Annotated in this window: 22 protein-coding genes; all 22 read left to right on the top strand. The window is 53.8% G+C overall.

Annotation, left to right across the window (positions count from 1 at the left end; all coding sequences use genetic code 11):
* Positions 1-227 precede the first annotated feature (227 nt).
* The 22 genes from putP to ACYAC5_RS11745 all read left to right on the top strand — a co-directional run bounded on the left by putP (position 228) and on the right by ACYAC5_RS11745 (position 24,022).
* On the top strand, positions 228-1,712 hold the full coding sequence (gene putP, locus ACYAC5_RS11850) for a sodium/proline symporter PutP (protein WP_101764051.1): 1,485 nt from the start codon (positions 228-230) through the stop codon (positions 1,710-1,712).
* Positions 1,713-1,920: 208 nt separating this feature from the next.
* Positions 1,921-2,754, top strand: coding sequence for an iron uptake transporter permease EfeU (efeU, locus tag ACYAC5_RS11845; protein ID WP_101764052.1), 834 nt, complete (start codon positions 1,921-1,923; stop codon positions 2,752-2,754).
* A 54-nt stretch (positions 2,755-2,808) separates the two neighbouring features.
* Complete coding sequence (gene efeO / locus ACYAC5_RS11840; RefSeq protein WP_280171807.1) at positions 2,809-3,924, top strand: iron uptake system protein EfeO; 1,116 nt, start codon at positions 2,809-2,811, stop codon at positions 3,922-3,924.
* Positions 3,925-3,926: 2 nt separating this feature from the next.
* Positions 3,927-5,204 carry an iron uptake transporter deferrochelatase/peroxidase subunit gene (efeB, locus tag ACYAC5_RS11835; RefSeq protein WP_462061805.1) on the top strand — a complete coding sequence of 426 codons (1,278 nt, stop codon included), beginning with the start codon at positions 3,927-3,929 and terminating at the stop codon, positions 5,202-5,204.
* Positions 5,205-5,501: 297 nt separating this feature from the next.
* Positions 5,502-5,705 (top strand): hypothetical protein, encoded by a 204-nt coding sequence (locus tag ACYAC5_RS11830; protein WP_462061804.1) that lies wholly within the window; start codon positions 5,502-5,504, stop codon positions 5,703-5,705.
* Positions 5,706-5,777: 72 nt separating this feature from the next.
* Complete coding sequence (gene phoH / locus ACYAC5_RS11825; RefSeq protein WP_462061803.1) at positions 5,778-6,566, top strand: phosphate starvation-inducible protein PhoH; 789 nt, start codon at positions 5,778-5,780, stop codon at positions 6,564-6,566.
* A gap of 367 nt (positions 6,567-6,933) precedes the next feature.
* Complete coding sequence (gene tssB / locus ACYAC5_RS11820; RefSeq protein ID WP_101764057.1) at positions 6,934-7,431, top strand: type VI secretion system contractile sheath small subunit; 498 nt, start codon at positions 6,934-6,936, stop codon at positions 7,429-7,431.
* 29 nt (positions 7,432-7,460) lie between these two features.
* Positions 7,461-9,008 (top strand): type VI secretion system contractile sheath large subunit, encoded by a 1,548-nt coding sequence (gene tssC, locus ACYAC5_RS11815; RefSeq protein ID WP_154157405.1) that lies wholly within the window; start codon positions 7,461-7,463, stop codon positions 9,006-9,008.
* 15 nt (positions 9,009-9,023) lie between these two features.
* Positions 9,024-10,361, top strand: a complete 1,338-nt coding sequence (gene tssK / locus ACYAC5_RS11810) for a type VI secretion system baseplate subunit TssK (RefSeq protein WP_192411617.1) — start codon at positions 9,024-9,026, stop codon at positions 10,359-10,361.
* Positions 10,358-11,011: a type VI secretion system protein TssL, short form gene (gene tssL, locus ACYAC5_RS11805; protein WP_192411618.1), complete on the top strand. Its 654-nt coding sequence runs from the start codon at positions 10,358-10,360 to the stop codon at positions 11,009-11,011. Before tssK ends, tssL begins: the two co-directional genes overlap by 4 nt.
* A 134-nt stretch (positions 11,012-11,145) precedes the next feature.
* Complete coding sequence (locus tag ACYAC5_RS11800; protein WP_370581416.1) at positions 11,146-12,669, top strand: OmpA family protein; 1,524 nt, start codon at positions 11,146-11,148, stop codon at positions 12,667-12,669.
* 4 nt (positions 12,670-12,673) lie between these two features.
* The gene (hcp, locus tag ACYAC5_RS11795) at positions 12,674-13,165 is read left to right on the top strand and encodes a type VI secretion system effector Hcp (protein ID WP_064741351.1); all 492 of its coding nucleotides are present in this window, start codon (positions 12,674-12,676) and stop codon (positions 13,163-13,165) included.
* A 383-nt stretch (positions 13,166-13,548) separates the two neighbouring features.
* On the top strand, positions 13,549-16,152 hold the full coding sequence (gene tssH / locus ACYAC5_RS11790) for a type VI secretion system ATPase TssH (protein ID WP_192411619.1): 2,604 nt from the start codon (positions 13,549-13,551) through the stop codon (positions 16,150-16,152).
* A 35-nt stretch (positions 16,153-16,187) separates the two neighbouring features.
* The gene (yiaA, locus tag ACYAC5_RS11785; RefSeq protein ID WP_192411620.1) at positions 16,188-16,625 is read left to right on the top strand and encodes an inner membrane protein YiaA; all 438 of its coding nucleotides are present in this window, start codon (positions 16,188-16,190) and stop codon (positions 16,623-16,625) included.
* An 85-nt stretch (positions 16,626-16,710) separates the two neighbouring features.
* A complete protein-coding gene (locus ACYAC5_RS11780) occupies positions 16,711-17,259 on the top strand; it encodes a type IV secretion protein Rhs (protein ID WP_192411621.1) in 549 nt (182 codons plus the stop codon).
* The gene (locus tag ACYAC5_RS11775; protein ID WP_192411622.1) at positions 17,253-17,702 is read left to right on the top strand and encodes a putative T6SS immunity periplasmic lipoprotein; all 450 of its coding nucleotides are present in this window, start codon (positions 17,253-17,255) and stop codon (positions 17,700-17,702) included. Before ACYAC5_RS11780 ends, ACYAC5_RS11775 begins: the two co-directional genes overlap by 7 nt.
* A gap of 72 nt (positions 17,703-17,774) precedes the next feature.
* A complete protein-coding gene (locus tag ACYAC5_RS11770; RefSeq protein ID WP_192411623.1) occupies positions 17,775-18,197 on the top strand; it encodes a putative T6SS immunity periplasmic lipoprotein in 423 nt (140 codons plus the stop codon).
* 60 nt (positions 18,198-18,257) lie between these two features.
* On the top strand, positions 18,258-18,707 hold the full coding sequence (locus tag ACYAC5_RS11765; protein WP_280171800.1) for a putative T6SS immunity periplasmic lipoprotein: 450 nt from the start codon (positions 18,258-18,260) through the stop codon (positions 18,705-18,707).
* Between the two features lie 158 nt (positions 18,708-18,865).
* Complete coding sequence (locus tag ACYAC5_RS11760) at positions 18,866-21,403, top strand: type VI secretion system Vgr family protein (protein WP_462061801.1); 2,538 nt, start codon at positions 18,866-18,868, stop codon at positions 21,401-21,403.
* Positions 21,403-23,277, top strand: a complete 1,875-nt coding sequence (locus ACYAC5_RS11755) for a lipase family protein (RefSeq protein ID WP_462061800.1) — start codon at positions 21,403-21,405, stop codon at positions 23,275-23,277. The genes ACYAC5_RS11760 and ACYAC5_RS11755 overlap by 1 nt, the downstream gene beginning before the upstream one ends.
* Positions 23,274-23,726 (top strand): hypothetical protein, encoded by a 453-nt coding sequence (locus ACYAC5_RS11750; protein ID WP_462061799.1) that lies wholly within the window; start codon positions 23,274-23,276, stop codon positions 23,724-23,726. Before ACYAC5_RS11755 ends, ACYAC5_RS11750 begins: the two co-directional genes overlap by 4 nt.
* Positions 23,723-24,022 (top strand): hypothetical protein, encoded by a 300-nt coding sequence (locus tag ACYAC5_RS11745; RefSeq protein WP_462061798.1) that lies wholly within the window; start codon positions 23,723-23,725, stop codon positions 24,020-24,022. The genes ACYAC5_RS11750 and ACYAC5_RS11745 overlap by 4 nt, the downstream gene beginning before the upstream one ends.
* The last annotated feature ends 35 nt before the right edge of the window (positions 24,023-24,057 follow it).

The following is a 24,057-nucleotide window of genomic DNA, read 5'->3' as shown; positions in this document are numbered from 1 at the left end:
AAACTGTGAGCAGGCGCAACCTGCTGGCATTAAAAAAGCGAAGGAAGGTGAAACCGGTGTAACAGCTGTGTTAAATGCATTGTGCGCGCCGACCCTTTGCGGCAGGATACCGCGCCTTAAGAGAAATCGCTTTCTCTGGATGCGGTGAAACCAGGCTGCTGTCCCGTTCCGACAGCGCTGATCAAAAAGATTTCTCTTGATGGATCAAATAATAAGTGGAGAGACTCATGAGTGTAAGTACACCGATGTTGGTGACCTTTGTAGTGTATATCCTTGGGATGGTGCTGATAGGTTTCATCGCCTGGCGATCAACCAAAAGCTTCGATGACTATATTCTCGGCGGGCGCAGTTTAGGGAGCGTCGTGACCGCGCTCTCTGCGGGTGCTTCCGATATGAGCGGCTGGTTATTAATGGGCCTGCCGGGCGCCATTTTCCTGTCCGGGATCTCCGAAAGTTGGATCGCCATCGGCCTGATCATCGGTGCCTGGCTGAACTGGCGCATTGTAGCGGGCCGTCTGCGTGTGCAGACCGAGCATCACGATAATGCGTTAACCCTGCCAGACTTCTTCTCCAGCCGTTTCGAAGATAACAGCAAACTGCTGCGCGTTATCTCGGCGGTGGTGATTCTGATCTTCTTCACTATCTATTGTGCGTCTGGCGTGGTTGCCGGTGCGCGTCTGTTTGAAAGTACCTTTGGCATGGATTACCAAACCGCGCTGTGGGCAGGTGCTGCTGCCACCATTCTCTACACGCTGGTGGGCGGTTTCCTCGCGGTGAGCTGGACCGATACCGTGCAGGCCAGCCTGATGATTTTTGCGCTAATTCTGACGCCAATTATCGTGATTGTCGCCGTCGGCGGCCTGGATGATTCACTGGCGGTGATCAGGGCGAAGAGCCTCGAAAACCTCGATATGCTGAAAGGGCTGAACTTTGTCGCGGTGATTTCGCTGCTCGGTTGGGGACTTGGCTACTTTGGGCAGCCGCATATACTGGCGCGCTTTATGGCGGCCGATTCGCATCACACCATCCGCAGCGCGCGTCGTATCGGTATGATTTGGATGATCCTGTGCCTGGGTGGCGCGGTGGCGGTGGGCTTCTTTGGTATCGCCTACTTCGAGAACCATCCTGATCAGGCGGCGGGCGTAAGCCAGAACGGCGAGCGTATCTTTATCGAACTGGCGCGTATTCTGTTCAATCCGTGGATTGCCGGTATCTTGCTCTCAGCGATTCTCGCCGCGGTGATGTCGACCTTAAGCTGCCAGCTGCTGGTGTGCTCCAGCGCCCTGACCGAAGATCTCTATAAAGGCTTCCTGCGTAAAAACGCCAGCCAGAAAGAGCTGGTGTGGGTAGGGCGCTTAATGGTGCTGGTGATTGCCCTGATTGCTATCGCGTTGGCAGCCAACCCGGAAAACCGCGTGTTGGGTCTGGTGAGCTATGCGTGGGCAGGCTTCGGTGCCGCCTTTGGTCCGGTGGTGCTGTTCGGCGTGTGCTGGAAACGCATGACGCGCAACGGCGCGTTGGCCGGTATGGTGATTGGCGCGCTAACCGTACTGCTGTGGAAAGATTATGGCTACGCCGAGCTGTATGAAATCATCCCAGGCTTCGCGTTCGCCAGTATCGCGATTGTGGTATTTAGCCTGCTGGGTCGCGGCCCATCAGAAGCGGCACAGCAGCGCTTTGCCGCCGCCGAAGCCCAATACCACAGCAAGTAACCTCTATCGCCGTTGATGGCGACATGTTTGATGAACCCCCGGGTGCGCAGGAGTGCGCACCCTCTAAAACCCGCTCCCCCATCCGCAAAACAAAATTAATTTCCTGCAGTGACTTGTATTTCTCTCTTCAGTAATGATAATCACTATCGTTCGCACTTTACGTTTTTTTACCTAAGGTTTACCCTTCTTAAAATTCAAGAGGTTGGTGATGTTCGTTCCCTTTCTCATTATGCTGCGCGAAGGTCTGGAAGCAGCGCTCATCGTCAGCCTGATTGCCAGCTATCTCAAACGAACCCAGCGCACCCAATGGTTTCCCGCCATGTGGGCCGGCGTATTTATCGCTGCCGCGCTCTGCTTAGCGTTGGGCATCTTTATTAATGAAACTACCGGTGAGTTTCCTCAGAAACAGCAGGAGCTGTTCGAAGGCATTGTCGCGGTGATTGCCGTGGTGATCCTGACGTCGATGGTGTTCTGGATGCGCAAAGTTTCGCGCAATATCAAAGCCACGCTGGAAAAATCGGTCGATCAGGCGTTGCAGAAGCAGGGCAGCAGCGGCTTCCCGCTGGTGCTGATGGTGTTTCTGGCGGTGGCGCGTGAAGGGCTGGAATCGGTGTTCTTCCTGCTGGCCGCGTTCACGCAAGATGTGGGTTATGCGCCGCCGCTCGGCGCGGTGCTCGGCCTTGCAACCGCCGTGGCGCTGGGCTTTTTGCTCTATTACGGCGGCATTCGCCTGAACCTGGCGCACTTTTTCCGCTGGACCAGTTTGTTCATTCTGTTTGTCGCAGCGGGGTTGTCCGCCGGCGCCATTCGCGCCTTCCATGAGGCCGGTTTGTGGAATCACTTCCAGGATGTAGCGTTTGATATGAGCAACACGCTCTCAACGCACTCGGTGTTCGGCACGCTTTTGGAAGGGATTTTAGGTTACCAGGAAACGCCAAGCGTCAGCGAAGTGGCGGTGTGGCTTGCCTATCTCATCCCGGCGCTGCTGCTGTTTTTCTTCCCGGCCCGGCCTGCAGTCAACGCGGCACGTACCACACGCTGAAATTTAATCAGGCGCGATTGCGCGCCTGTTCTTCCATGTAACAGGGATATCACTATGACGATTCGCTTCCGCCGCAAGGCGCTGTTGGTTGCTATGCTGGCGCTTTCCGGTGCGGCTACTGCTGCCGTCCCGCAAGTCACGGTCACCGTGACGGACAAACAATGTGAGCCGATGTCGCTCAACGTGCAGGCCGGTAAAACCCAGTTCATCATCAAAAACAACAGCCAGAAAGCGCTGGAGTGGGAAATCCTGAAAGGGGTGATGGTGGTGGAAGAGCGTGAAAACATCGCGCCTGGCTTCAGCCAGAAACTCACCGCCAATCTGGAAGCGGGCGAATATGACATGACCTGCGGCCTGCTCAGCAACCCGAAAGGCAAGCTGGTGGTGAGCGGCGATGCGAAGAAAGCGGCAAACGGTAAACCGGATGTGCTGGAGCTGGTTGGCCCGATCGCCGACTACAAAGTCTACGTGATGAATGAAGTGAAAGAGCTGGTAGCGGGCACCAAAGCGTTTACCGATGCGGTGAAAGCCGGCGACATTGAGAAAGCCAAAGCGCTATTCGCACCTACGCGCGTGCATTACGAGCGTATTGAACCTATTGCTGAGCTGTTCTCAGATCTGGATGGCAGCATTGATGCGCGTGAAGATGACTTCGAGAAGAAAAATGAAGATCCGAAATTCACCGGTTTCCACCGCCTGGAAAAAAGCCTGTTCGCCGATAACACCACCAAAGGTGACGAAGAGTTCGCCAGCAAGCTAAATCAGGATGTGCTCGATCTGCAAACCCGCATCAGCGAACTGGCGTTTCCACCGGCGAAGGTGGTTGGCGGCGCAGCCGGTCTGATTGAAGAAGTGGCCTCCAGCAAGATCTCTGGTGAAGAGGATCGTTACAGCCGTACCGATCTCTCCGACTTCCAGGCCAACATCGATGGCGCGCAGAAAATCGTTGATCTGCTACGTCCGCTGCTGCAGAGAAACAACCCGCAGCTGCTGGCGAAAGTGGATGCTAACTTCAGGAAAGTCGACGGCATTCTCAGCAAATATCGCACCAAAGATGGCTTTGAATCGTACGAAAAACTGACTACCGCTGACCGTAACGCGCTGAAAGGCCCGATTACCACGCTGGCGGAAGATCTCTCACTGCTGCGTGGAACCTTGGGTCTCGACTGATCATGAGTGATAAAAATGACGCGGCGCAGCCGTCGCGTCGTCGATTATTGCAGGGATTAGGCATGTTGGGTGGCGCAGCCGCCCTCGGCGGCGGTTGTCCGTTCCATACCGCAGCCGCCGATAGCTTCTCTCCCGGCACGGTTGCACCCAACTCGCGCCAGCAGGCGCAACCTTTTTACGGCGCCCATCAGGCCGGTATCGTCACGCCGCAGCAGGCATCCATGATGCTGGTGGCGTTTGATGTGCTGGCGAGCGACAAAGCCGAGCTTGAACGTCTGTTCCGCTTGCTAACCGATCGCTTCGCTTTTCTCACGCAAGGTGGACCGGCGCCGGCGGTCACCAATCCGCAGCTGCCGCCGATGGATTCGGGGATTCTCGGTGCCGATATCGCGCCCGACAATCTCACCATGACGTTATCGGTCGGCACCTCGCTGTTTGATGAGCGCTTCGGCTTAAGCAAACACAAGCCTGCGCAGCTGCAAACCATGACGCGTTTTCCCAACGATTCGCTGGATGCGGAACAGTGCCATGGCGACCTGCTGCTCCAGATTTGCGCCAACACCCAGGATACGGTGATTCACGCGCTGCGCGACATCATTAAACGCACACCCGATCTGCTGGCGGTGCGCTGGCGTCGCGACGGTTTTATTGCCGACCACGCGGCGCGCAGCAACGGCAAAGAAACGCCGATTAACCTGCTGGGCTTCAAAGATGGTACCGCCAATCCCGATACGCATAATCTGGCATTGATGGATCAACTCTTGTGGGTCACGCACGAACAGCAGGAACCGGCGTGGACGCACGGCGGCAGCTATCAGGCGGTGCGTATCATCCGTTTTCACGTAGAGATGTGGGACCGTACGCCGCTCGGCGAGCAGCAAACCATCTTTGGTCGTGAGAAGTTATCAGGCGCGCCGCTGGGTATGAAAAACGAGCATGACGTACCGGATTACAGCCAAGATCCCGATGGCGATTTGATTGCGCTGGATGCGCATATTCGTCTCGCCAATCCACGCACGCCAGAAACCGACAGCAGCTTGATGCTGCGGCGCGGTTACAGCTATTCCAGCGGTATTACCGGCTCGGGTCAGCTGGATATGGGTTTATTGTTTGTTTGCTACCAGCATGATTTAACCAGGGGCTTTATTACCGTACAGCAGCGTCTCAATGGCGAAGCGCTGGAAGAATATATTCGCCCGATTGGCGGCGGATACTTTTTCGCGCTGCCGGGCGTGGCGGATAAAAACCATTATCTCGGGCAATCTTTATTGCAGGCCTGATTAATAAATGTGCAGCGCCTGCGATGGTCACCGCTTCGCAGGCGCATTTGTTAAGTCTTCCTTAAACTTTCCGCTGGAAGTAATCACTTCCGAATGTTCTTAAAAAGTTATGTTACCCGTTAATAAATCATCTATATGATAAACATGAGAAATTTAATTTAAGGTAAAAGACCTTAGGCTTCGCTTATCTTTTTTTCTTTACTGCTACGTAAAAATAATGTTGCAAACCACCGCAAATATGATGCACTTTATTCATAAGCGTTGTCAGTTGTGTGGCTAAGCCACTGGAGTTCGCGCATGATTCGTCTCTCTTTGGGACAGTTAAATAGTTTCACCACACGCAGTCCACTGCGGGGGATTTCTTCCCTCCAACGTAACCTCGCTACTTTTCAAACATCGTTCTTGTTCAATCTCATTTTCTCTACCGGTGCGCGCCTGCGTCTCGGCGCTGATGCACACCATTCTCACTGGCTCGACACGGCTTACAAGGAAGCCAACTAAACCTCTAAAGCGTTCAAGTCATCGCCGCGGGTGATCCGCCGCGATAAATGAAACCAACTGTAAGGTGCCACTATGGGAAGACAGAAAGCAGTGATCAAAGCACGTCGTGAAGCAAGACGCGTTATTCGTAGCGACTCTCGCAGTCACCGTCAGCGTGAAGAAGAATCGGTCACTTCGCTGGTGCAAATGGGTGGGTTGGATTCGATTGGTATGGCACGTGATGCACGTGACCGCGGGCCGATTGAAGCCAGAAATGAAGCTCAGGCACACTATCTCCATGCCATAGAAACGAAACAGCTTATTTTCGCCACCGGTGAAGCCGGCTGCGGAAAAACCTGGATTAGCGCAGCCAAAGCGGCTGAGGCCCTGATCAATAAGGATATCGAAAGGATTATCGTAACGCGCCCGGTTCTGCAGGCGGATGAAGATCTCGGTTTCCTCCCCGGAGATATTTCCGAGAAATTCGCGCCTTATTTCCGACCGGTCTATGACGTTCTGGTTAAACGTCTCGGCGCTTCCTTTATGCAATACTGCCTGCGGCCCGAAATTGCCAAGGTAGAGATCGCGCCCTTCGCCTACATGCGTGGACGTACCTTTGAAAATGCGGTGGTGATCCTTGATGAGGCACAAAACGTCACCGCCGCACAGATGAAGATGTTCCTGACTCGCTTGGGGGAAAACGTGACGGTTATCGTCAACGGCGATATTACCCAGTGCGACCTGCCATCCCACACCAGGTCTGGCCTTGCCGATGCGTTAGCGCGCTTCGAAGAGGATGAGATGATTGGCGTGGTGCGTTTCGGCAAAGAGGATTGCGTCCGTTCAGCGCTGTGCCAACGCACGCTGCACGCTTACAGTTAACCGTTTGATTGAGAATGTAGCTGAAGTAAAACCCGGCGCGAGCCGGGTTTTTTATTGTGTCCCCCCTCGGCTCGACACCATCCCCTGCGGTAACAATTAGCGCCATTGTATTATTGATACCTGTAAAAGTATTTTTGGTGATAAATGGCACTCCCGGTCAAAAATAATTTTAAGAACAATCCTAGTCACTTTATCAGGGTTCATCAGGGGCTTAACTCAAATCATAAGAAATTTCCTATATAAATCAGACCGCAAAGATCATCTCGCTTTATTGCCTTCCTAAAATTCCAGCTATATATTCGCGCGGTAACACACAGGGAAAGTGTGCCTACGCGTGCTTTCCGCGCCATTTTTACAAGGAGTAAACATGAGCAACTCTTACCAGAATGAAATCCCTAAAGCCCGTATCAACCTCAAGCTAGACCTGCACACCGGTGGAGCGGCGAAGAAAACCGAGCTCCCTCTCAAATTGCTGGTGACCGGCGATTTCAGTAACGGCGCGGAAGACCGCCCGCTGTCTGAACGCGAAAAAATCAACGTCAACAAAAACAACTTCAACAGCGTGCTGGCCGATATCGCGCCTGCGGTGTCATTTGCCGTGCCAAACACCCTGGCCGGTGACGGCAGCGAAGAGAATGTTCAGCTTAACTTCCGCGACATGAAGGACTTCGAGCCGGAGCAGGTTGCCCGCCAAATTCCTCAGCTGCGCGCCATGCTGGCGATGCGCAACCTGCTGCGCGACCTTAAATCCAACCTGCTGGATAACGTCACTTTCCGCAAAGAGCTGGAAGCCATCTTGAAAGATCCGGCACTCAGCGATGAACTGCGCAGCGAGCTGTCTGCGTTAGCCACCGATCAAGCCTGATCATCCCCGTAACGGACTATAGAGAGAGAATGCTGATGTCAGTTCAGAATGAAACCCATGCCAATGGTGCAACCACCGTGCTGGATCGCCCGGCTGCGGGCGGCGTCTACGCGTCGCTGTTTGAAAAAATCAACCTCAATCCGGTGTCAGAGCTGAGTGATCTCAACGTCTGGCAGGACAATCAGGCGATGTCTGATGCCACCGCCGACGAGCGCGTCACCGCCGCGATGCAGGTATTCCTGACGCGCCTGAAAATCAGTGGTGCGAAAGTGGAGAAGCTGGATAAAAACCTGCTGGATCACCACATCGCCGAACTGGACCGCCAGATAAGCCGCCAGCTGGACGCGGTGATGCACCACGACGAATTCCAGAAAGTGGAGTCGGCGTGGCGCGGCCTGAAGTCGCTGGTGGATAAAACTGACTTCCGCCAGAACGTGAAAATTGAAGTGCTCGACGTATCGAAAGACGATCTGCGTCAGGATTTCGAAGATGCGCCGGAAATCATCCAGAGCGGCCTCTATCTGCAAACCTACGTCGCCGAATACGACACGCCGGGCGGCGAGCCGATTGGCGCGGTGATTTCAGCATACGAGTTCGATGCGTCTGCACAGGACGTGGCGCTGCTGCGCAACCTGTCGAAAGTCGCGGCCTCTGCGCACATGCCGTTTATCGGCTCGGTCGGCCCGCAGTTTTTCCTCAAAGAGTCGATGGAAGAAGTGGCGGCGATCAAAGATATCGGCAACTACTTTGACCGCGCCGAATACATCAAATGGAAGTCGTTCCGTGACACCGACGACTCGCGCTACATCGGCCTGACCATGCCGCGCGTGCTCGGTCGTCTGCCGTACGGCCCGGACACCGTGCCGGTGCGCAGCTTCAACTACATCGAAGAAGTGAAAGGTCCGGATCACGACAAATACCTGTGGACCAATGCCTCGTTCGCCTTCGCCGCCAACATGGTGCAGAGCTTTATAAGCAACGGCTGGTGTGTGCAAATTCGCGGCCCGCAGGCCGGTGGTGCGGTGCAGGATCTGCCGATCCATCTGTACGATTTGGGCACCGGCAACCAGGTGAAAATCCCGTCCGAAGTGATGATCCCGGAAACCCGCGAATTCGAGTTCGCCAACCTCGGCTTCATCCCGCTTTCTTACTACAAAAACCGCGATTACGCCTGCTTCTTCTCGGCCAACTCAACGCAGAAACCGGCGCTGTATGACACCGCTGATGCGACGGCTAACAGCCGCATCAACGCGCGTCTGCCTTACATCTTCCTGCTGTCACGCATCGCGCACTACCTGAAGCTGATCCAGCGCGAGAACATCGGCACCACCAAAGATCGCCGCCTGCTGGAGCTGGAGCTGAATACCTGGGTGCGCACGCTGGTGACCGAGATGACCGATCCGGGCGACGAGCTGCAGTCTTCACATCCGCTGCGCGATGCGAAAGTGCTGGTGGAAGATATCGAGGACAACCCGGGCTTCTTCCGCGTTAAGCTGTTCGCCATCCCGCACTTCCAGGTGGAAGGCATGGACGTGAACCTGTCGCTGGTTTCTCAGATGCCGAAAGCTAAAGCGTAAGGCGCAGGAGGCGCGATGAAAATCTACCGACCGTTATGGGAAGACGGGGCGTTTCTGACTCCGCAGCAGTTTCAGCAGCAGTCACTGTGGGACGCCCACGTCGCCGACACCGTGGCGCGCATGGGCCTGGCGTATCCGTGGGGCGTATTACACGCGGAGTTCGACGACGGCGCGCTGGCGCTGTCTCGTCTTAACGCCACCCGCTTGACGGTGCGCTTTCCCGACGGGACGCTGACGGACACCGCGCTCTCCGACAACCTGCCACCGGCCTGCGACCTGTCTGTTGCAGCCGGTCAGGAACTGGTTGAAGTGGTGCTGGCTTTGCCGTTGCTGAGCGCCAATGGCGGTAATCTCGACGACGGCAGCGACAGCGAACGTCCGCGCCGCTGGGTGGCCGGTCGTGAAGAGGTGCAGGAGCTGGCGGGGCAGGAGCGCACCGGCATTGCCGTGCAGCGTTTTGCTCTGCGTCTGCGTCTCTCTAATCAGGAAAACGGTGCGTATCTCACCTGTCCGGTGGCGCGCCTGGTGCGTAACGCGCAGGGACAGTGGACACGCGACGCGTCATTCATTCCGCCGATGCTGTCGCTGTCGGCCAGTCCGGCGGTGCTGACTGCACTCGGCGATCTGCTGCATCGCCTTAGCGCGCGCCGTCAGCGGCTAATGGCGCTGCGACGCGAAAGCAACGAGCGCATGGCCGATTTTGCTGTCGCCGACGTCTCGCTGTTCTGGCTGCTCAACGCGCTGAACAGCGCCGAGCCGGTGTTGCTGGAGTTGTTCCAGTCGCCAACCCGCCATCCTGAACTGCTGTACCGCGAGCTGGCACGTCTTGCTGGCGGTCTGTTGACCTTCTCACTCGAACACGATGCCGGAGATATTCCGGCCTATCGCCACGACGCACCGGAGCAGGTGTTCCCGCCGCTGTTTGCGCTGCTGGATTCACTGCTGGAAGCCAGCCTGCCGTCACGCGTGGTTGCCATCGACCTCAGTCGTGAAGGCGTGCTGTGGAAGGGCCGATTCCACGATGCGCGGCTGCGCGAAGGGGCCGACTTCTATCTGTCGGTGCGCTCCTCGCTGCCGAATCACGAGCTGCAGAGCCGCTTCCCGCTGCTATGTAAGGCAGGCAGCCACGACGACGTGTCGGAGGTGGTCAACATCGCGCTTAGCGGCATGACCATCCGCCCGCTGCCGCACGTGCCTGCCACCATCCCGCTGCGCCTGGAGAACCAGTATTTCGCGCTCGACCTGTCAACGGGGGCTGCGCGCGCGATGCTCGACTCCGGCGGCTGCACCTTCTACACCCCGGAATCACTGGGCGAACTGAAACTTGAACTCTATGCGGTACTGCGCTCATGAACAGCAATAATGCGCTGACCGAACGCCTTTTCTTCGCTGGCTGGCTGATGGTCAGCCAGCTACGCTGCGGTCAGCAGATTGACAACGGCGATGCGCTCTACCGCCGCGCTACCGGCTGGGTAAACGACGCCCGGCAGGCGCTGACGGAGGCGGGTTTTAGCGAAGCCAATCGCGACCACATGCTTTACGCCTTTTGCGTGCTGCTGGACGAAGCGGTACTGAACCGTGGCCAGCAGGACGACGGCTGGCTGCGCTGGAGCCGAGACCCGCTGCAGGTGCGTTTCTTTAACTCGCTTAACGGCGGCGAAGCACTGTGGGAGCGCATTCGCGAAATGCTGCGCGAACCCGCAGCGGACGAGACCGTGCTGACCTGCCTGTATCGCACGCTGCAACTGGGTTTTGTTGGCCATTACCGCGCGCAGGATGACGAGCGTCGCGAGGACGTGGTGCGCGAACTGGCCGCACGCGTGCCACCGTTTGCCCTGGCGCAGGATGCGCCGCTGGTAGTGCGTCCGGCAGGCATGCGCACCGGACGCCGTTTTTACTGGATGAGCTGGGTGGCCGCCGCCGTGCTGCTTGGCGGCCTGTGGTTCGTCCTCGACGGCTGGCTGGCGCAGATGGTGTCCGGCATATCGGGGATGGGCAAGTGAGACGCGGCATCGGTAATTATGCGCTGATCGTGCTGGCCCTGGTGCTTACATTGTGGCTGATCCTCGGCTTCTGGCCGCTGTCTGGCATCACGGCAGCAGCACTGTGCCTGCTGGCGCTGCTGGTCGCCGGACTGATGCTGTGGCGGCAGTCACGCCAGCGTGATGTGGAAATCGCGGTGGCCGATGATCGTCTGCCGCCGGAAGATTTTCGCGGCGCGGTAGTGCTGGTGTGTGGCGACAGTGCATCGCTGTTCTCAGGCAACCAGCCGCGTGAAACCGCGCAGGGCTGGTATCTGCCGGTTGATGCACCCGGGCAACTCGCTGCGATGGCTGACTACATCACCACTCAGCGTCCGGCACTGCTGCCACAGGTCTCGCTGCTGCTGGCAGTGGTGCCGGAGCAGCACACGTCTGCTGAAGACTTCACTTCCCAATTTCACAGCTGGCAGCGTGCGCTGCTGCAGTGCCGCCGCGTGCTGAAGTGCGCGCCACCGCTGTGGACTGCATGCTGGGTATCACACCCGAACCACGAAGCTGAATGGTTCAGCATCATACCGGACCAGAGTGCGCTGCAGGCGTGCATCGTCGGCAACGACATGATGCCGCTGGCTGAATGGTTCCGGGAGCAGCCGCCACGCCTGGTGCAAATGCAGTGGCTAGACAGCCTGCTGATGTGGCAGGAAAAGCACATCACGCCACTGACGCAGATGAAGCCATGCCGCGCCGGGATTTGCCTGACGCCGGTAACGGCGCTTGCGGACAACCTGTGGGCGCAGCATCTTACTGGGCTGACCACGCTGCCTTATGCACCCGCAGGCACCGATGTCGCGCTGCCATTGCCGGATGCGCTGCTGGCTGGCTTGCCGCGCAGGCAGGGCGTCAGCCGATGCCTGAGGCTGGCGCGCGCGGCGGGCATGATTGTGGTGGTATTTCTGGCGCTGGCGCTGCTGGCGTCGTTCCTCAACAACCAGCGGCTGATCCGCACTATTGGTGACCACCTGACGCTGTGGGCACAGCTGTCTGGGGAACCGGCCGAGCCGAAGGTTCACGCGCGCGCGCAGTTAATCGCCGATCGCACACTGCTTGATGACTGGCAGCACGGCGGTGAACCGCTGCGCCTCGGCCTCGGACTGTATCAGGGCATGCGTCTGTTCGCGCCGGTCGACGCCGCCATCAACAGCTGGGCGCCTCCTCCGCCACCGCCGCCGGTTATCCAGCAGATTGTTGAAGGGCCGAAGACCGTGCGCCTCGACAGCCTGTCGCTGTTCGACTCTGGTAAATCCGAGCTGAAAACCGGCTCAACCAAAGTGCTGGTCAACGCGCTGGTCGGCATCAAGGCGAAGCCGGGCTGGCTGATTGTGGTGGCGGGTTATACAGACGATACCGGCAATCCGGCGCTGAACCAGCGCCTGTCGCTGAAGCGCGCCGAATCCGTGCGCGACTGGATGCGTGACACCGGCGACGTTGACGAAAGCTGCTTCGCGGTGCAGGGCTTCGGTCAGAGTCGCCCGATTGAAAGCAACGACACGCCGGAAGGCCGCGCGGTCAACCGGCGGGTAGAAATCAGTCTGGTGCCGCAGGCCGACGCCTGCCAGGCAGCGGACGCAATCCCTCCGTCATCACAGGATGGTGACGGCAATCATGAAGAAAAGGAGTAACAACATGGCAATTCCGGTTTATCTGTGGCTGAAGGACGACGGCGGTGCGGACATCAAGGGCTCGGTGGACGTGCAGGACCGTGAAGGCAGCATCGAAGTGGTGGCACAGCAACACAACCTGTACATCCCGACCGACAACAACACCGGCAAGCTGACCGGCACGCGCATTCACACGCCGTTCCTGTTCACCAAGGAAATCGACTCGTCCAGCCCGTACCTCTACAAAGCGGTTACCACCGGCCAGACGCTGAAGTCTGCCGAGTTCAAGTGGTATCGCATCAGCGACGCCGGCCAGGAAGTGGAGTACTTCAACACCAAACTGGAGAACGTGAAGGTGGTGAAGGTCAATCCGGTGATGCACGACGTTAAGGACCCGTCGAAAGAGAAGCACAACCATCTGGAGCAGATTGAGCTGCGCTACGAAAAAATCACCTGGACCTATAAAGACGGCAACATCATTCATTCCGATTCCTGGAACGAACGCGCCACCGCCTGATTACGCGTCATATTTCGCGCCGCAGGTGCGTTGGCTGCGCTCGCGCATCCCGGTCACTTACTTATGTAAGCTCCCGGGGCTGCACTCGCTTGCCGCCTTCCTGCGACACGAACTATTTAGCGTAATCCCTCCGCCGGGCTGTTTTTTTGCAGCCCGGTGGATGCTGGCAACAGGGATTGCAGGGCGCACATTCTGTAGCTGCGCAATTCATTGCGCGGTGTTGACCTTCAAAAATAACTGACGCTATGCGACCAAGCCAGATGCCTGGTGATTCCATCCGAAGCGGGTGAAATCACAAGTCATTTCCCATTTTTCTTGCTGCCTTATGCGCTTTGGTTCACGGCGACGGGCGGTAGCGTGCCCCCAATCAGGAGAATTTTGCTATGGACAGTCAGTCAGCCGCTTTACTGCGTCGCCTCAATCCGTTCTGCGCGCAGGCGCTGGAAGCCGCCGCGTCGCTGTGCCAGACCCGCGCTCACGCTGAAATCCAGCCGGAGCACTGGCTGCTTAAGCTGCTGGAGCAGGGCGAGGGCGACATCACGGTGATTGCGCGCCGCTACGAGTGGGATATGGATGCTATCTGGCAGGATTTGCTGGCGTTTCTCGACCGCCAGCCGCGCGCGGTGCGAGGACGTCCGCAGCTTTCCTCTTCGCTGGAAGCGCTGCTGAAGCAGGCGTGGCTAATGGCCTCCGCATCTGATAATTCCCCGCAAATTCGCAGCATCCATCTGCTGATGGCGCTGTCCGAGCAGCCAAAACTTGCACAGTGCGAAGGTCTCTGGCCGTTGCTGAGCCTGCGCATGAGCCAGCTGGAGCGTTTACAGCCGATGCTGGAAGCGCAGTCCGACGAGCGTGCCGAAGCGGAGCAGCCGGAGATGCCGGTCAGCACTATCGAACAACCTGCCACCGCAGGTGAGACCAAAGCCGCATCCATCGAAGCCCTGACCCGCTTCACCCGCGACGTCACCGCTGACGCGCGTAGTGGCAAAATTGACCCGGTATTTGGCCGCGATAACGAAATCCGCCAGATGCTGGATATCCTGTCGCGCCGCCGTAAGAACAACCCGATTCTGGTAGGCGAGCCGGGCGTGGGCAAAACCGCGCTGGTTGAAGGGCTGGCGCTGCGCATTGCCGAAGGCAACGTGCCGGACAGCCTGAAGCCGGTGAGCGTGCACACGCTTGACCTCGGCATGCTGCAGGCGGGGGCGGGCGTGAAGGGTGAATTCGAGCAGCGCCTGAAGAACATCATCACCGAGGTGCAGGCCGCGCCGAATCCGGTGTTGCTGTTTATCGACGAGGCGCACACCATCATCGGCGCGGGCAACGCAGCGGGCGGCGCGGACGCGGCTAACCTGCTGAAACCGGCGCTTGCGCGCGGCGAGCTGCGCACCATCGCGGCGACAACGTGGAGCGAATACAAACAGTACTTTGAGAAGGACGCCGCGCTGGAGCGCCGCTTCCAGATGGTGAAGGTGGACGAGCCGGACGACGACACCGCCTGCCTGATGCTGCGCGGCCTCAAGTCGCGCTACGCCGACCATCACGGCGTACACATCACCGACGCGGCGGTGCGCGCCGCCGTCACGCTGTCGCGCCGCTACCTTACAGGCCGCCAGCTGCCTGACAAGGCGGTTGACCTGCTCGACACCGCCGCCGCGCGCGTGCGTATGAGCCAGGACACCACGCCGGAGGCGATAACCCGCTTAAGAGCGAAGCTTGATGCGCTGAACATTGAGCAGCGCGCCATCCTTGACGATGAAGCGCTCGGCGGCGCCATCCCGCAGGAGCGGCTGGCAGAAATCGCCGGCCTGATTGCGGTAACCGATGAAGAGCTGGAGGCGCTGGAGCAGCGCTACGGCATCGTGCAGTCGCTGATGCAAGAGCTGCTGGAAGGCCGCAAAGACGCCAGCCAGCACAGCGCCATCGCACAGCTCCAGACCGACCTCGACGCGCTACAGCCTGGCGAGCCGCTGCTTACCGCCGACGTTGACGCGCGCATCGTGGCGGGCGTGATTGCCGACTGGACCGGCGTGCCGCTCTCCTCATTAATGAAGAACGAGCAGGCCGAACTGCTGGCGCTGGAAAGCCAGCTCGCCACCCGCGTGGTCGGTCAGGACGCGGCGCTGAACGCCATCGCGCAGCGCCTGCGCGCCTCGAAAACCGGACTCACCTCGGAAAACGGCCCGCAGGGCGTGTTTCTGCTGGTCGGCACCAGCGGCACCGGCAAAACCGAAACCGCGCTGGCGCTGGCCGACTTGCTGTACGGCGGCGAGAAATCGTTAATCACCATCAACCTCAGCGAATATCAGGAAGCACACACCGTTTCCCAGCTCAAAGGCTCGCCGCCGGGCTACGTCGGCTACGGCCAGGGCGGCATCCTCACCGAAGCGGTGCGCAAGCGCCCGTACAGCGTGGTGCTGCTCGACGAGGTAGAAAAAGCGCACCGCGACGTGATTAACCTGTTCTATCAGGTGTTTGATCGCGGCTTCATGCGCGACGGCGAAGGGCGCGAAATCGACTTTCGCAATACGGTGATTTTGATGACCTCCAACCTCGGCAGCGACGCGCTGATGCAGCTGCTGGAAGAAACGCCCGAGGCCACCGAGTCAGACCTGCAGGAGTGCCTGCGCCCGATCCTGCGCGACCACTTCCAGCCGGCGCTGCTGGCGCGCTTCCAGACGGTGATTTACCGCCCGCTGGCGCGCGAGGCGATGCGGATCATCGTGGAGATGAAGCTCAGCCAGGTCAGCCAGCGGCTGCAACGGCATTACGGCATCCGCACCACTATCGGCGATGGTTTGTATGAAATGCTCACCGACGCCTGTCTGCTTCCCGACACCGGCGCGCGCAACGTCGACAGCCTGCTCAATCAGCAGATCCTGCCGGTGCTGAGCCAGGTGATTTTGCAGCACCGCGCCAGCGGCACCTTAAGCAACATCCTGACGCTGGACACCAATGAAGAAGGCGAAGTGAGTTTTATATTCTGAACACGTGACGTTCTTTTTAATGACAAGGAGTGTGTATGAAAACCCAAAATATCCCCGTTTCACCCGCGTTTATCGCGATTTCATGGATTGCTATGCTCGGTGGCACATTGGTTTATCTGGCGGGCCTGTGGCGCGCAGATATGGAGCTGAATGAAAAAGGCTACTACTTCGCGGTGCTGATCCTAGGACTGTTCGCGGCGGTTTCGCTGCAGAAAACCGTACGCGACCGGCTTGAAGGCATCCCAACCACGCATCTGTATCACATGGTTTGCCTGCTGGCCTTAACCATTGCCGTAGTGCTGTTGCTTGCCGGTTTGTGGAACGCAACATTAATGCCGAGCGAGAAAGGCTTTTACGGCGTGTCGTTCTTTATGGCGCTGTTTGGTGCGGTGGCAGTGCAGAAAAACACCCGCGACAGCATGCACAGTGTGTCTGACAGCGCTGATGAAACCCCGCACGAACCTCAGGCCTGATATTCCCGAACTCTCCCGCTGCCGTCGCGGTGGCGAGAGAACGTTGACGCCATGACGGCGTTGTAATGGTTTTTGGTGAGTAAGCATGACAGATAAAGCTAAAAAAGCGGCTATTAAAGAGGGGAGCCTGCGCTTATTAACCTCAGGTGAGATTGCGCTGGCAAAATCTGTCTATGGTGAAAAGATCAATTACGGTAAGGTCTGGATTCATCACGACAGTTATTTGCCATTTGGCCTCCAGCATGAGCGTGTGGCCATGACACCACAGGGCGAAATCTATTACCGCACATATCTCTATAGAGATGATTATTCTAAAACCTCTTCAGGTGAACAACATACATTCATTCACGAACTCTGTCATGTCTGGCAACGAGACAGGGGAATGTGTGTTATCTGCCGAGGTCTTGTCAGCTGGATAGCATCTTATCGCTATATACTGGACGGGCGATTGCTGAGTGAATATTCGATGGAGCAGCAAGCTCAAATCGTCGCTGATAATTTTATTTTGCATGAATGGGGTTATGAATCATTTTTATGGTTGCATGGTAGAGAATCCGTGACGCTTGATGGCGAATTAAGTCTTCCTGTCATAGAACAACGCTATAAAAATGCACTCAGAGGATTTCCATGGTGAAGTTTTTTATCCTCAAAAAAACTGTAGCTATTTCCACTTTACTCGCAAGCTCGACATTTCTCACTGGTTGTCCGGGCGTTGGTGACAGAGGGTGGCATGATGAAACAACGGAAGCAGTGCGAGAAGGGCAAGAGATTTGCTTTCCCATAAAACAATCACAAGGGTATATCCCGACTTACCTGGCAATTAATCAAAGAGATACCCCGCGAACAGAGCAAAAAAACAGGATTGTTGGTGACGTTGTAATCTCAAATGGCATGCTATGTCTTCCCCCGGATGAGTTCACGCCTGTTGAAGGCAAAGAGTATGTAGTTAAATTTATTCTTAAAAACGGCGGTCGCTTTGAATCAATAAGAAGCTTTGTCATTGCTGTCAAAGTGGTTAATGGAAACGTGGGTAGCTTTCAGTTACAAGATTCTGAAATATCGCGAGGCTATCAATAATTTTGTGTTTGTAGCCAGCGCCTACAATGGCCACAGAGATAAATGGTTTTAATGGTGAAGCAAATGCGAAGCATGATGATCAGCATATTAATATGCTTGCTTTTGACCGGGTGTATGTTAGGGAAAGAGCAGGTTGGATTTGAGCGTGATACTAATGTAAGTCTGGTTGACGACATGCTTTGTATCAGCATGCCCCCAGAGAAAACGTATTATCTGAGCGTCATCTCGATAAAAAATAAGGATGATTCAGGATTTAGAGAAACATATGCGGGAAGTGAATTGTTAGACGTTAACGGCAAACGTTGCCTTTCACCATCACAGTGGTTTCTTGCAGAAAATCATGCCTATACTATTCATTACACTCTGCTGTCTACTTTAAAGATACGTCCATCTTTTAGAAAGGTCGCATCCATTAAGATAAGTAAAGGCCAGATAATATTTTTGCCATTGAATAACGCAGACTATCTTCCCAGCCTTATTCCAAATGATTTTTAGTGTTATAATTACAGATTGAAATCTATTTTATTCTTAAGTATTCATTTGAAAGAAACCATAATGAGATGCTATCAGTTTTATAAAGCAGGTGTTTACTCCACTCTAATAATGAGTTCCGTCTTTCTCACTGGCTGCCTTGGCGATAAGGTGACGTTTTCAGAAACGGCGAATATTACTCAAAGAGAAAATGCAGCATGCTTTGAAGTGCAAGGAGCCAGCGACTACACGCTAAAATCCATGAGTATATTCAGAAGGGGGCATGAAGATGATAGACAATCTTTAATGCCCAACAATACCAATTTAAAGGATGGGCGATTTATCTGTCTTTCCGAATCAGTAATTGACGAGTTTGGCGATGGAGAGTATGTGGTTAGATTTAGTTTGAAGCCAATTAAAAAGCGTCAAAATACAAGGGTGTTTTCAAATGCCATACAAATTGATGGGCTTCAGGTTAAAAACATCCCACTGCAGGAGAATGAAATTACGCATTACCTCGGTAACAATTTCTAAATTAATGGTAACTATTCGTGGTAATGCGGTCTCGTAATAGCATCAAAACAATTTATCCAGCCGCTGTCAGAGAACATTAATAAAGCCCAGAGAAAGTCGTCAACGTCCCCACCAGTGATAGAGACGTTGTGGCCGGCTGTCATCAAGGAGTGAATGACATGAACATAACTGATTTACTGCAAGGTGCACCCTCGTTAATAAACGGGACGTTGAACCGTTACAAGCTTTCTATCCCCTCATGCTCGTCCAGTATTGACGTCGAGAACTTTAACGGCACAGAAGCATTGAGTGAGAACTATCACTACGATGTGCTGTTCACCAGCCCGGATAAAGACATCACGGCCGCACAGATGTTGCGTAAACCAGCAACGCTGACCATGGGCACGGGTGAGTTGATGGTGCTGTCGGGACAGAAGATGGTGCATGGTTACATCACTGATTTTCACCGTCTGACGGGTTCTGCCGATCAGGTGACTTATCTGGTGGTTATTGAGCCACGCCTTGCATTGCTGGATAAGCAATATCGCTCGCACCGTTTCTTTGTGAATAAATCAGTTCCAGAGGTGGTGAGCCAGATACTGGATGAACACGGTTTTCAGGGCTGGGAATATGAATTCAGCCTGAAGCATGAATATCCCAAGCGTGAGCAGATAAACCAGTACCAGGAAAGTGATCTTCAGTTTATTCGCCGCTTGCTGTCGGAAGTTGGCATCTTTTACATGTTCACGCTCCAGCCAGATACCCAAACTGAAGTCGTCCGGTTTGGTGATGCTCAGTCTGCGCTTATTCAGGGTAAGCCGTTGCCACTTAACAGTCCTTCCGGCCTGGAAGATAACGGACAGGAATCTATCTGGGGACTGAATATCACCCACAAAGTGGTTGAAGCGGGGGTAGTCGCGAAAGATTACAACCATCGCGAAGCGCAACGTATTTTACGTTCGGTTCAGGCGGATATGTCGCGCGGCGATGGTGATGAGATCAACTACGGGCAGGTTTATCACTATCGTCCGCGTCATCCTGACGGCGGTGATAAATATGTGCCCGCGCCGGAGACTGCGAACTATTACGCGCGCCTCGATCACGAACGTTTTTTGTGCGGCCAGACGCTGATTACTGGCATAAGCAATGACGCATCGCTGGCTCCAGGTCAGGTGCTGACCATTATAGATGGTCTTTTGCCAACGCTGCCGGAACAGCTTCAGAGTCCGGTCGTCGTCACCCGCATCAACCTCAGTGCCAGCCGCAAGTCGGCGTTACAAATCAACCTTAATGGTGTGCCTTACAGCGAAACGCTGTGCTGGCGTCCAAGGTTGTTACCACGCCCAAAAGTCAGCGGCACCATGACAGCGCGTGTTACTAGCGCAAAAGACAATGATATCTATGCCTGGCAGGATGCCTCCGGTCTGTACCGCGTGGTGTTTGATGCAGATGAAGAGAGCAAAGATCGCGGCCAGGAAAGCATGCCGGTGCGCCTCGCCAAACCTTATGGCGGTGATATGTATGGTTTCCACTTCCCGCTGATACAGGGCACGGAGGTGGCGATCGCCTTCCGTGAGGGTGATCCTGACCAGCCCTATATTGCTCATGCGCTGCATGACTCGCGACACGTCGATCACGTCACAGAGAAAAACAGCACCCGCAACGTCATTCGGACCGCTGGGCTGAATAAGCTTCGCATGGAAGATAAGCGCGGTGAAGAGCACGTCAAGCTCAGCACGGAGTACGGTGGCAAGACGCAGCTTAATTTAGGCCACAACGTCGACGATGACAGGCTGCTCCGGGGAGAAGGCGCGGAATTGCGAACAGATGACTGGGTTGCCGTTCGCGGTGGCAAAGGTGTATTCATCTCGGCTGATGCACAACAAAGTGCACAAGGGCGCATGATGGATATGGAAGAGGCAATACGGCAACTTAAAAACGCGCTATCGCTAGCAAAAAGCTTAAACGAAATTGCTCAAAAAGCTGAAGCAACCCAAGGCGACTCAGATTCTCATGAAGAACTTAATAATGCGCTGGAAGATTTGAAGCAAGCAGGGATTTTGGCTCATGCTCCTGAAGGCATTGGAATTGTCAGCCCCAAATCAGTACGTATGGCTTCAGGTGGAGCAAGCGTTGGTCTGATGTCGGGGAAAAATACGGACATCAGTGCTGGAGAGTCAATCACGCTAGCGGCTACCAAAACTGTCAGCGTGTTTGCGCAGGGAGAGGGAATGCAGTTGATTGCTGGCGCAGGGAAATTGGATATCCAGGCTCAGAAAGGCGAGCTTAACGCAGCAGCACAACAAGACATCACGATAAGCAGCGCCGAAGGGAAAGTCACTGTAAGCGCTAGTCAGGAACTGACTATCACTTGTGGCGGAGCCTATATAAAACTCAGCGGTGGCAATATTGAGATGGGTGCGCCTGGAAATATTCTTTTGAAATGCGCCAATGCGCAGAAAATGGGACCAGCCACGCTAGACTCTCCACCACATACCTTCCCTAAAGGATACGGTGAAGGTTTTACATTAAAAGGTTCAGAAAGTGGTGAAATCCAACCCTTTACATTTTACAGGGTCACCACCGGAGAAGGTGAGGTGTATGAAGGCGTTTCTGATGAACATGGAAAAACAATGCGGATATTCACAGCTATGCCATCAGCATTGAAAATTGAGTTCCCGGATGAAGAAATGACCGATATCAAGGAAGAAAAATAATGAGCACAGCAACTACGTCTCTGGAATGCAAATATCCAGATGCCTGGACAGGTAAACAAAAAAAATACTGGGTTGAGATTCAGCTTCTGGATGAACGTGAAGAACCCATCCCTAATATGCCGTATGTGGCCGAAAATGCCGCTACACGTAGTCAGTGCGCTTCATATATCGGTAAAAGCGACGTCAGTGGCATCATTCGAATCGAGGGTTTACATCCGCTAGAGCTGATTTTACATATTGAAGCAAAGTCGCTTGCAGACGAGATGGAAAAAAGGGCATTGCGTCCCTTTGGACGTGCTGAGGATGATTCAACCGTAAAACCCAAAGCGGTTGTGGAAGGATACGAATATCGTTATCTAAAAATAGGTCATCTATGCGATAGCCTTCCTGATATGATGCCGGAATGGAAAGATAAAGCGAACCCACCGAAATATCACTTTCCGGATTTGCGCTTTTCCGGTCAAACGATAAAAAAGCTAAACTGTCGTTACGTTTTTGAAGTGTGTCCATTCCGGGCCTGGTCACTGATACTGCACCATCAAACAGATTACTCGATAGTTAATGCTTATAATCTAGGGATAATGGCCGATCTTTCTTATTCAACAGAAGAAAAGATCATTCAGTATTTCAAACAGGCATATATTGATCTATCCACGGCCCCAAAATTAAGTGATAAAAACGACTATTATGCCGTGGTTAAAGACGTCCCCTTCAGTCAGCGATACATCAACCCACGCTTCGTTACCACTGCCGGGAATATCATTCAGCATGATACTCAGTTATTTTATGTCTCAAATGATGAACATGTCGTTGTAGCTTGGCGTGGTACTCAAGAGTTGAGAGACTGGTTAACTGACATCACATTTAGCCCACAAAAGTGCCCGTCCTATCTTGCCCCGATGGGTAAAATCCACAAAGGATTTTTAGATGCTTTTGAATATGCTAAAAATAAGGGCAAGGCAAATTTTGAAGAATTAGATTCTTTAATTGATGATAAAGAGCACTTTCTTTGCGGACATAGTTTAGGTGGAGCATTAGCATTAATTCATGCTGCTGAGTTAAAATCGACAAAACCAATATTATACACCTATGGAATGCCGAGGGTTTTCACTGCTGATGCCACCTTACAGCTTTCGGAAGTTACTCACTACCGACACGTTAATGACTCAGATAGCATTACTAGCGTTCCGATGGATGTGAACCTGTATAACTGGTTTTATGAGATTTATGGCCCAGTTGGCACCATGCTGGGTTTTACATGGTCTGTAGCTGAGTTGCTTTCGCAGAAAATCTCTGGTGTAACCGTCGGCGACAGCTTTTGGCATCATGGTGATATTGTGCTGTTCTATTACACCACACAGGTGGTGGAAAGCCTGCAATGCGAAGGCTCTATGAGTGCTCCCAGATGTCGCAGAATAAAGTATAGATTACCTAAAAAAACAAAATATTATTTAATTCCTTCCCTGGCTGAAGATAAAAGTATTTCGGCAAGAAATCACAACTTGCAATTTATTCGATCATTAAATATTGAAAGCATGAAGAAGTTTTTCCCTAAAAATACCAATCCGGATCTGGATTCTATACTTACCGACCCTGGAAATCACTCTATGTCTTCAGCCTATCTGCCATATATTAACAATCAACTGGTGGAGTTGGTGTCTTATGATATCACTCTGAAACGAAAAGAAAGCAGGATCGCATTTGAGAAACAGATGTCAGATTCTGGTATTCCTGATGATGAAAAGGAAAGAAACCGGATGTTCTCTGCATTACAGGGTTTAGTAGCAGAAACCATCAGAGTAACAGAGCGGATGCCAGAGTCAGATGCTATTCTGGATCGTTTCGGCAAGACAAAAAAGGAATTAAACGAATGAATATGATAAATGTATTACTCTTACCATCATTATTATTACTAAACGGTTGTGTGTTTAGCGAAGATTTATCTCCTCCATTTGGAGGTAAGACTGTAAAAGTATCGGTAGTTAAACCTGCCGACGTGGATATTTTACCGATGGATGTTATTTACCGCTCTGAAAAATGCAGAGATAAAGTTTTCACCTCTGCGGGTTCAATAACTACCCGTGCTGGTTATCGCCTACTGACAGTCCCTTTTAAACAAGAGTTCGTTGATGATTTAGTGAGTGGCAATGTCTTCGTTAATGGTGGTGGTAGGTGTGAATGGAAACTCAGTAATATACGATTTCAGTTTAAATTTAGTGATGTGAAGAAATTTGGGGTTGATATTAAAAGTAATATTTCCAATGACATCGTTTTTGTTTTTGATAACAATCCTCCCCCCCCCGGGGAGATGGGCACTATATGAACGTGTCTGGCAACGTTGAAATAAGAGATGATTATTACCCACTCATCAGAAATGACCGCATGATAGACCATGCTAAAATCCTCAGGTTAATAAATGAAGATATGTTAAATTATAGAGTTAGTAATTCTGAACTTATTGTTTTCAAACCCAAGGTTCATTCTAAAAAGATTATTAATGTTTTAGGACCAGAGAAGTTTGGTGAGGACTCGATTACGACTTATCCTGATGGAACTCAAACGACCAATGCCAATGGACCTGACCCGATTAATTTTAAGAAACTAAATTTAATGAATTGAATTTATAAATGTCGAAAAATCACCCGCCACTCGTT

Source organism: Pantoea sp. y20, from assembly GCF_054903455.1.
This window is presented reverse-complemented; position numbering and strand designations above follow the sequence as displayed.

Excerpts from the sequence above, each read along its gene's own strand:
- putP (WP_101764051.1), top strand. The coding sequence starts at position 228 with ATGAGTGTAAGTACACCGATGTTGGTGACCTTTGTAGTGTATATCCTT.
- ACYAC5_RS11800 (WP_370581416.1), top strand. The coding sequence starts at position 11,146 with ATGCTGTGGCGGCAGTCACGCCAGCGTGATGTGGAAATCGCGGTGGCC.
- tssH (WP_192411619.1), top strand. The coding sequence starts at position 13,549 with ATGGACAGTCAGTCAGCCGCTTTACTGCGTCGCCTCAATCCGTTCTGC.
- efeB (WP_462061805.1), top strand. The coding sequence starts at position 3,927 with ATGAGTGATAAAAATGACGCGGCGCAGCCGTCGCGTCGTCGATTATTG.
- ACYAC5_RS11745 (WP_462061798.1), top strand. The coding sequence starts at position 23,723 with ATGAACGTGTCTGGCAACGTTGAAATAAGAGATGATTATTACCCACTC.
- tssB (WP_101764057.1), top strand. The coding sequence starts at position 6,934 with ATGAGCAACTCTTACCAGAATGAAATCCCTAAAGCCCGTATCAACCTC.
- ACYAC5_RS11755 (WP_462061800.1), top strand. The coding sequence starts at position 21,403 with ATGAGCACAGCAACTACGTCTCTGGAATGCAAATATCCAGATGCCTGG.
- ACYAC5_RS11765 (WP_280171800.1), top strand. The coding sequence starts at position 18,258 with ATGAGATGCTATCAGTTTTATAAAGCAGGTGTTTACTCCACTCTAATA.
- tssK (WP_192411617.1), top strand. The coding sequence starts at position 9,024 with ATGAAAATCTACCGACCGTTATGGGAAGACGGGGCGTTTCTGACTCCG.
- efeO (WP_280171807.1), top strand. The coding sequence starts at position 2,809 with ATGACGATTCGCTTCCGCCGCAAGGCGCTGTTGGTTGCTATGCTGGCG.
- ACYAC5_RS11830 (WP_462061804.1), top strand. The coding sequence starts at position 5,502 with ATGATTCGTCTCTCTTTGGGACAGTTAAATAGTTTCACCACACGCAGT.
- ACYAC5_RS11770 (WP_192411623.1), top strand. The coding sequence starts at position 17,775 with ATGATGATCAGCATATTAATATGCTTGCTTTTGACCGGGTGTATGTTA.
- ACYAC5_RS11760 (WP_462061801.1), top strand. The coding sequence starts at position 18,866 with ATGAACATAACTGATTTACTGCAAGGTGCACCCTCGTTAATAAACGGG.
- ACYAC5_RS11780 (WP_192411621.1), top strand. The coding sequence starts at position 16,711 with ATGACAGATAAAGCTAAAAAAGCGGCTATTAAAGAGGGGAGCCTGCGC.
- yiaA (WP_192411620.1), top strand. The coding sequence starts at position 16,188 with ATGAAAACCCAAAATATCCCCGTTTCACCCGCGTTTATCGCGATTTCA.
- ACYAC5_RS11775 (WP_192411622.1), top strand. The coding sequence starts at position 17,253 with ATGGTGAAGTTTTTTATCCTCAAAAAAACTGTAGCTATTTCCACTTTA.
- efeU (WP_101764052.1), top strand. The coding sequence starts at position 1,921 with ATGTTCGTTCCCTTTCTCATTATGCTGCGCGAAGGTCTGGAAGCAGCG.
- tssL (WP_192411618.1), top strand. The coding sequence starts at position 10,358 with ATGAACAGCAATAATGCGCTGACCGAACGCCTTTTCTTCGCTGGCTGG.
- tssC (WP_154157405.1), top strand. The coding sequence starts at position 7,461 with ATGCTGATGTCAGTTCAGAATGAAACCCATGCCAATGGTGCAACCACC.
- hcp (WP_064741351.1), top strand. The coding sequence starts at position 12,674 with ATGGCAATTCCGGTTTATCTGTGGCTGAAGGACGACGGCGGTGCGGAC.
- ACYAC5_RS11750 (WP_462061799.1), top strand. The coding sequence starts at position 23,274 with ATGAATATGATAAATGTATTACTCTTACCATCATTATTATTACTAAAC.
- phoH (WP_462061803.1), top strand. The coding sequence starts at position 5,778 with ATGGGAAGACAGAAAGCAGTGATCAAAGCACGTCGTGAAGCAAGACGC.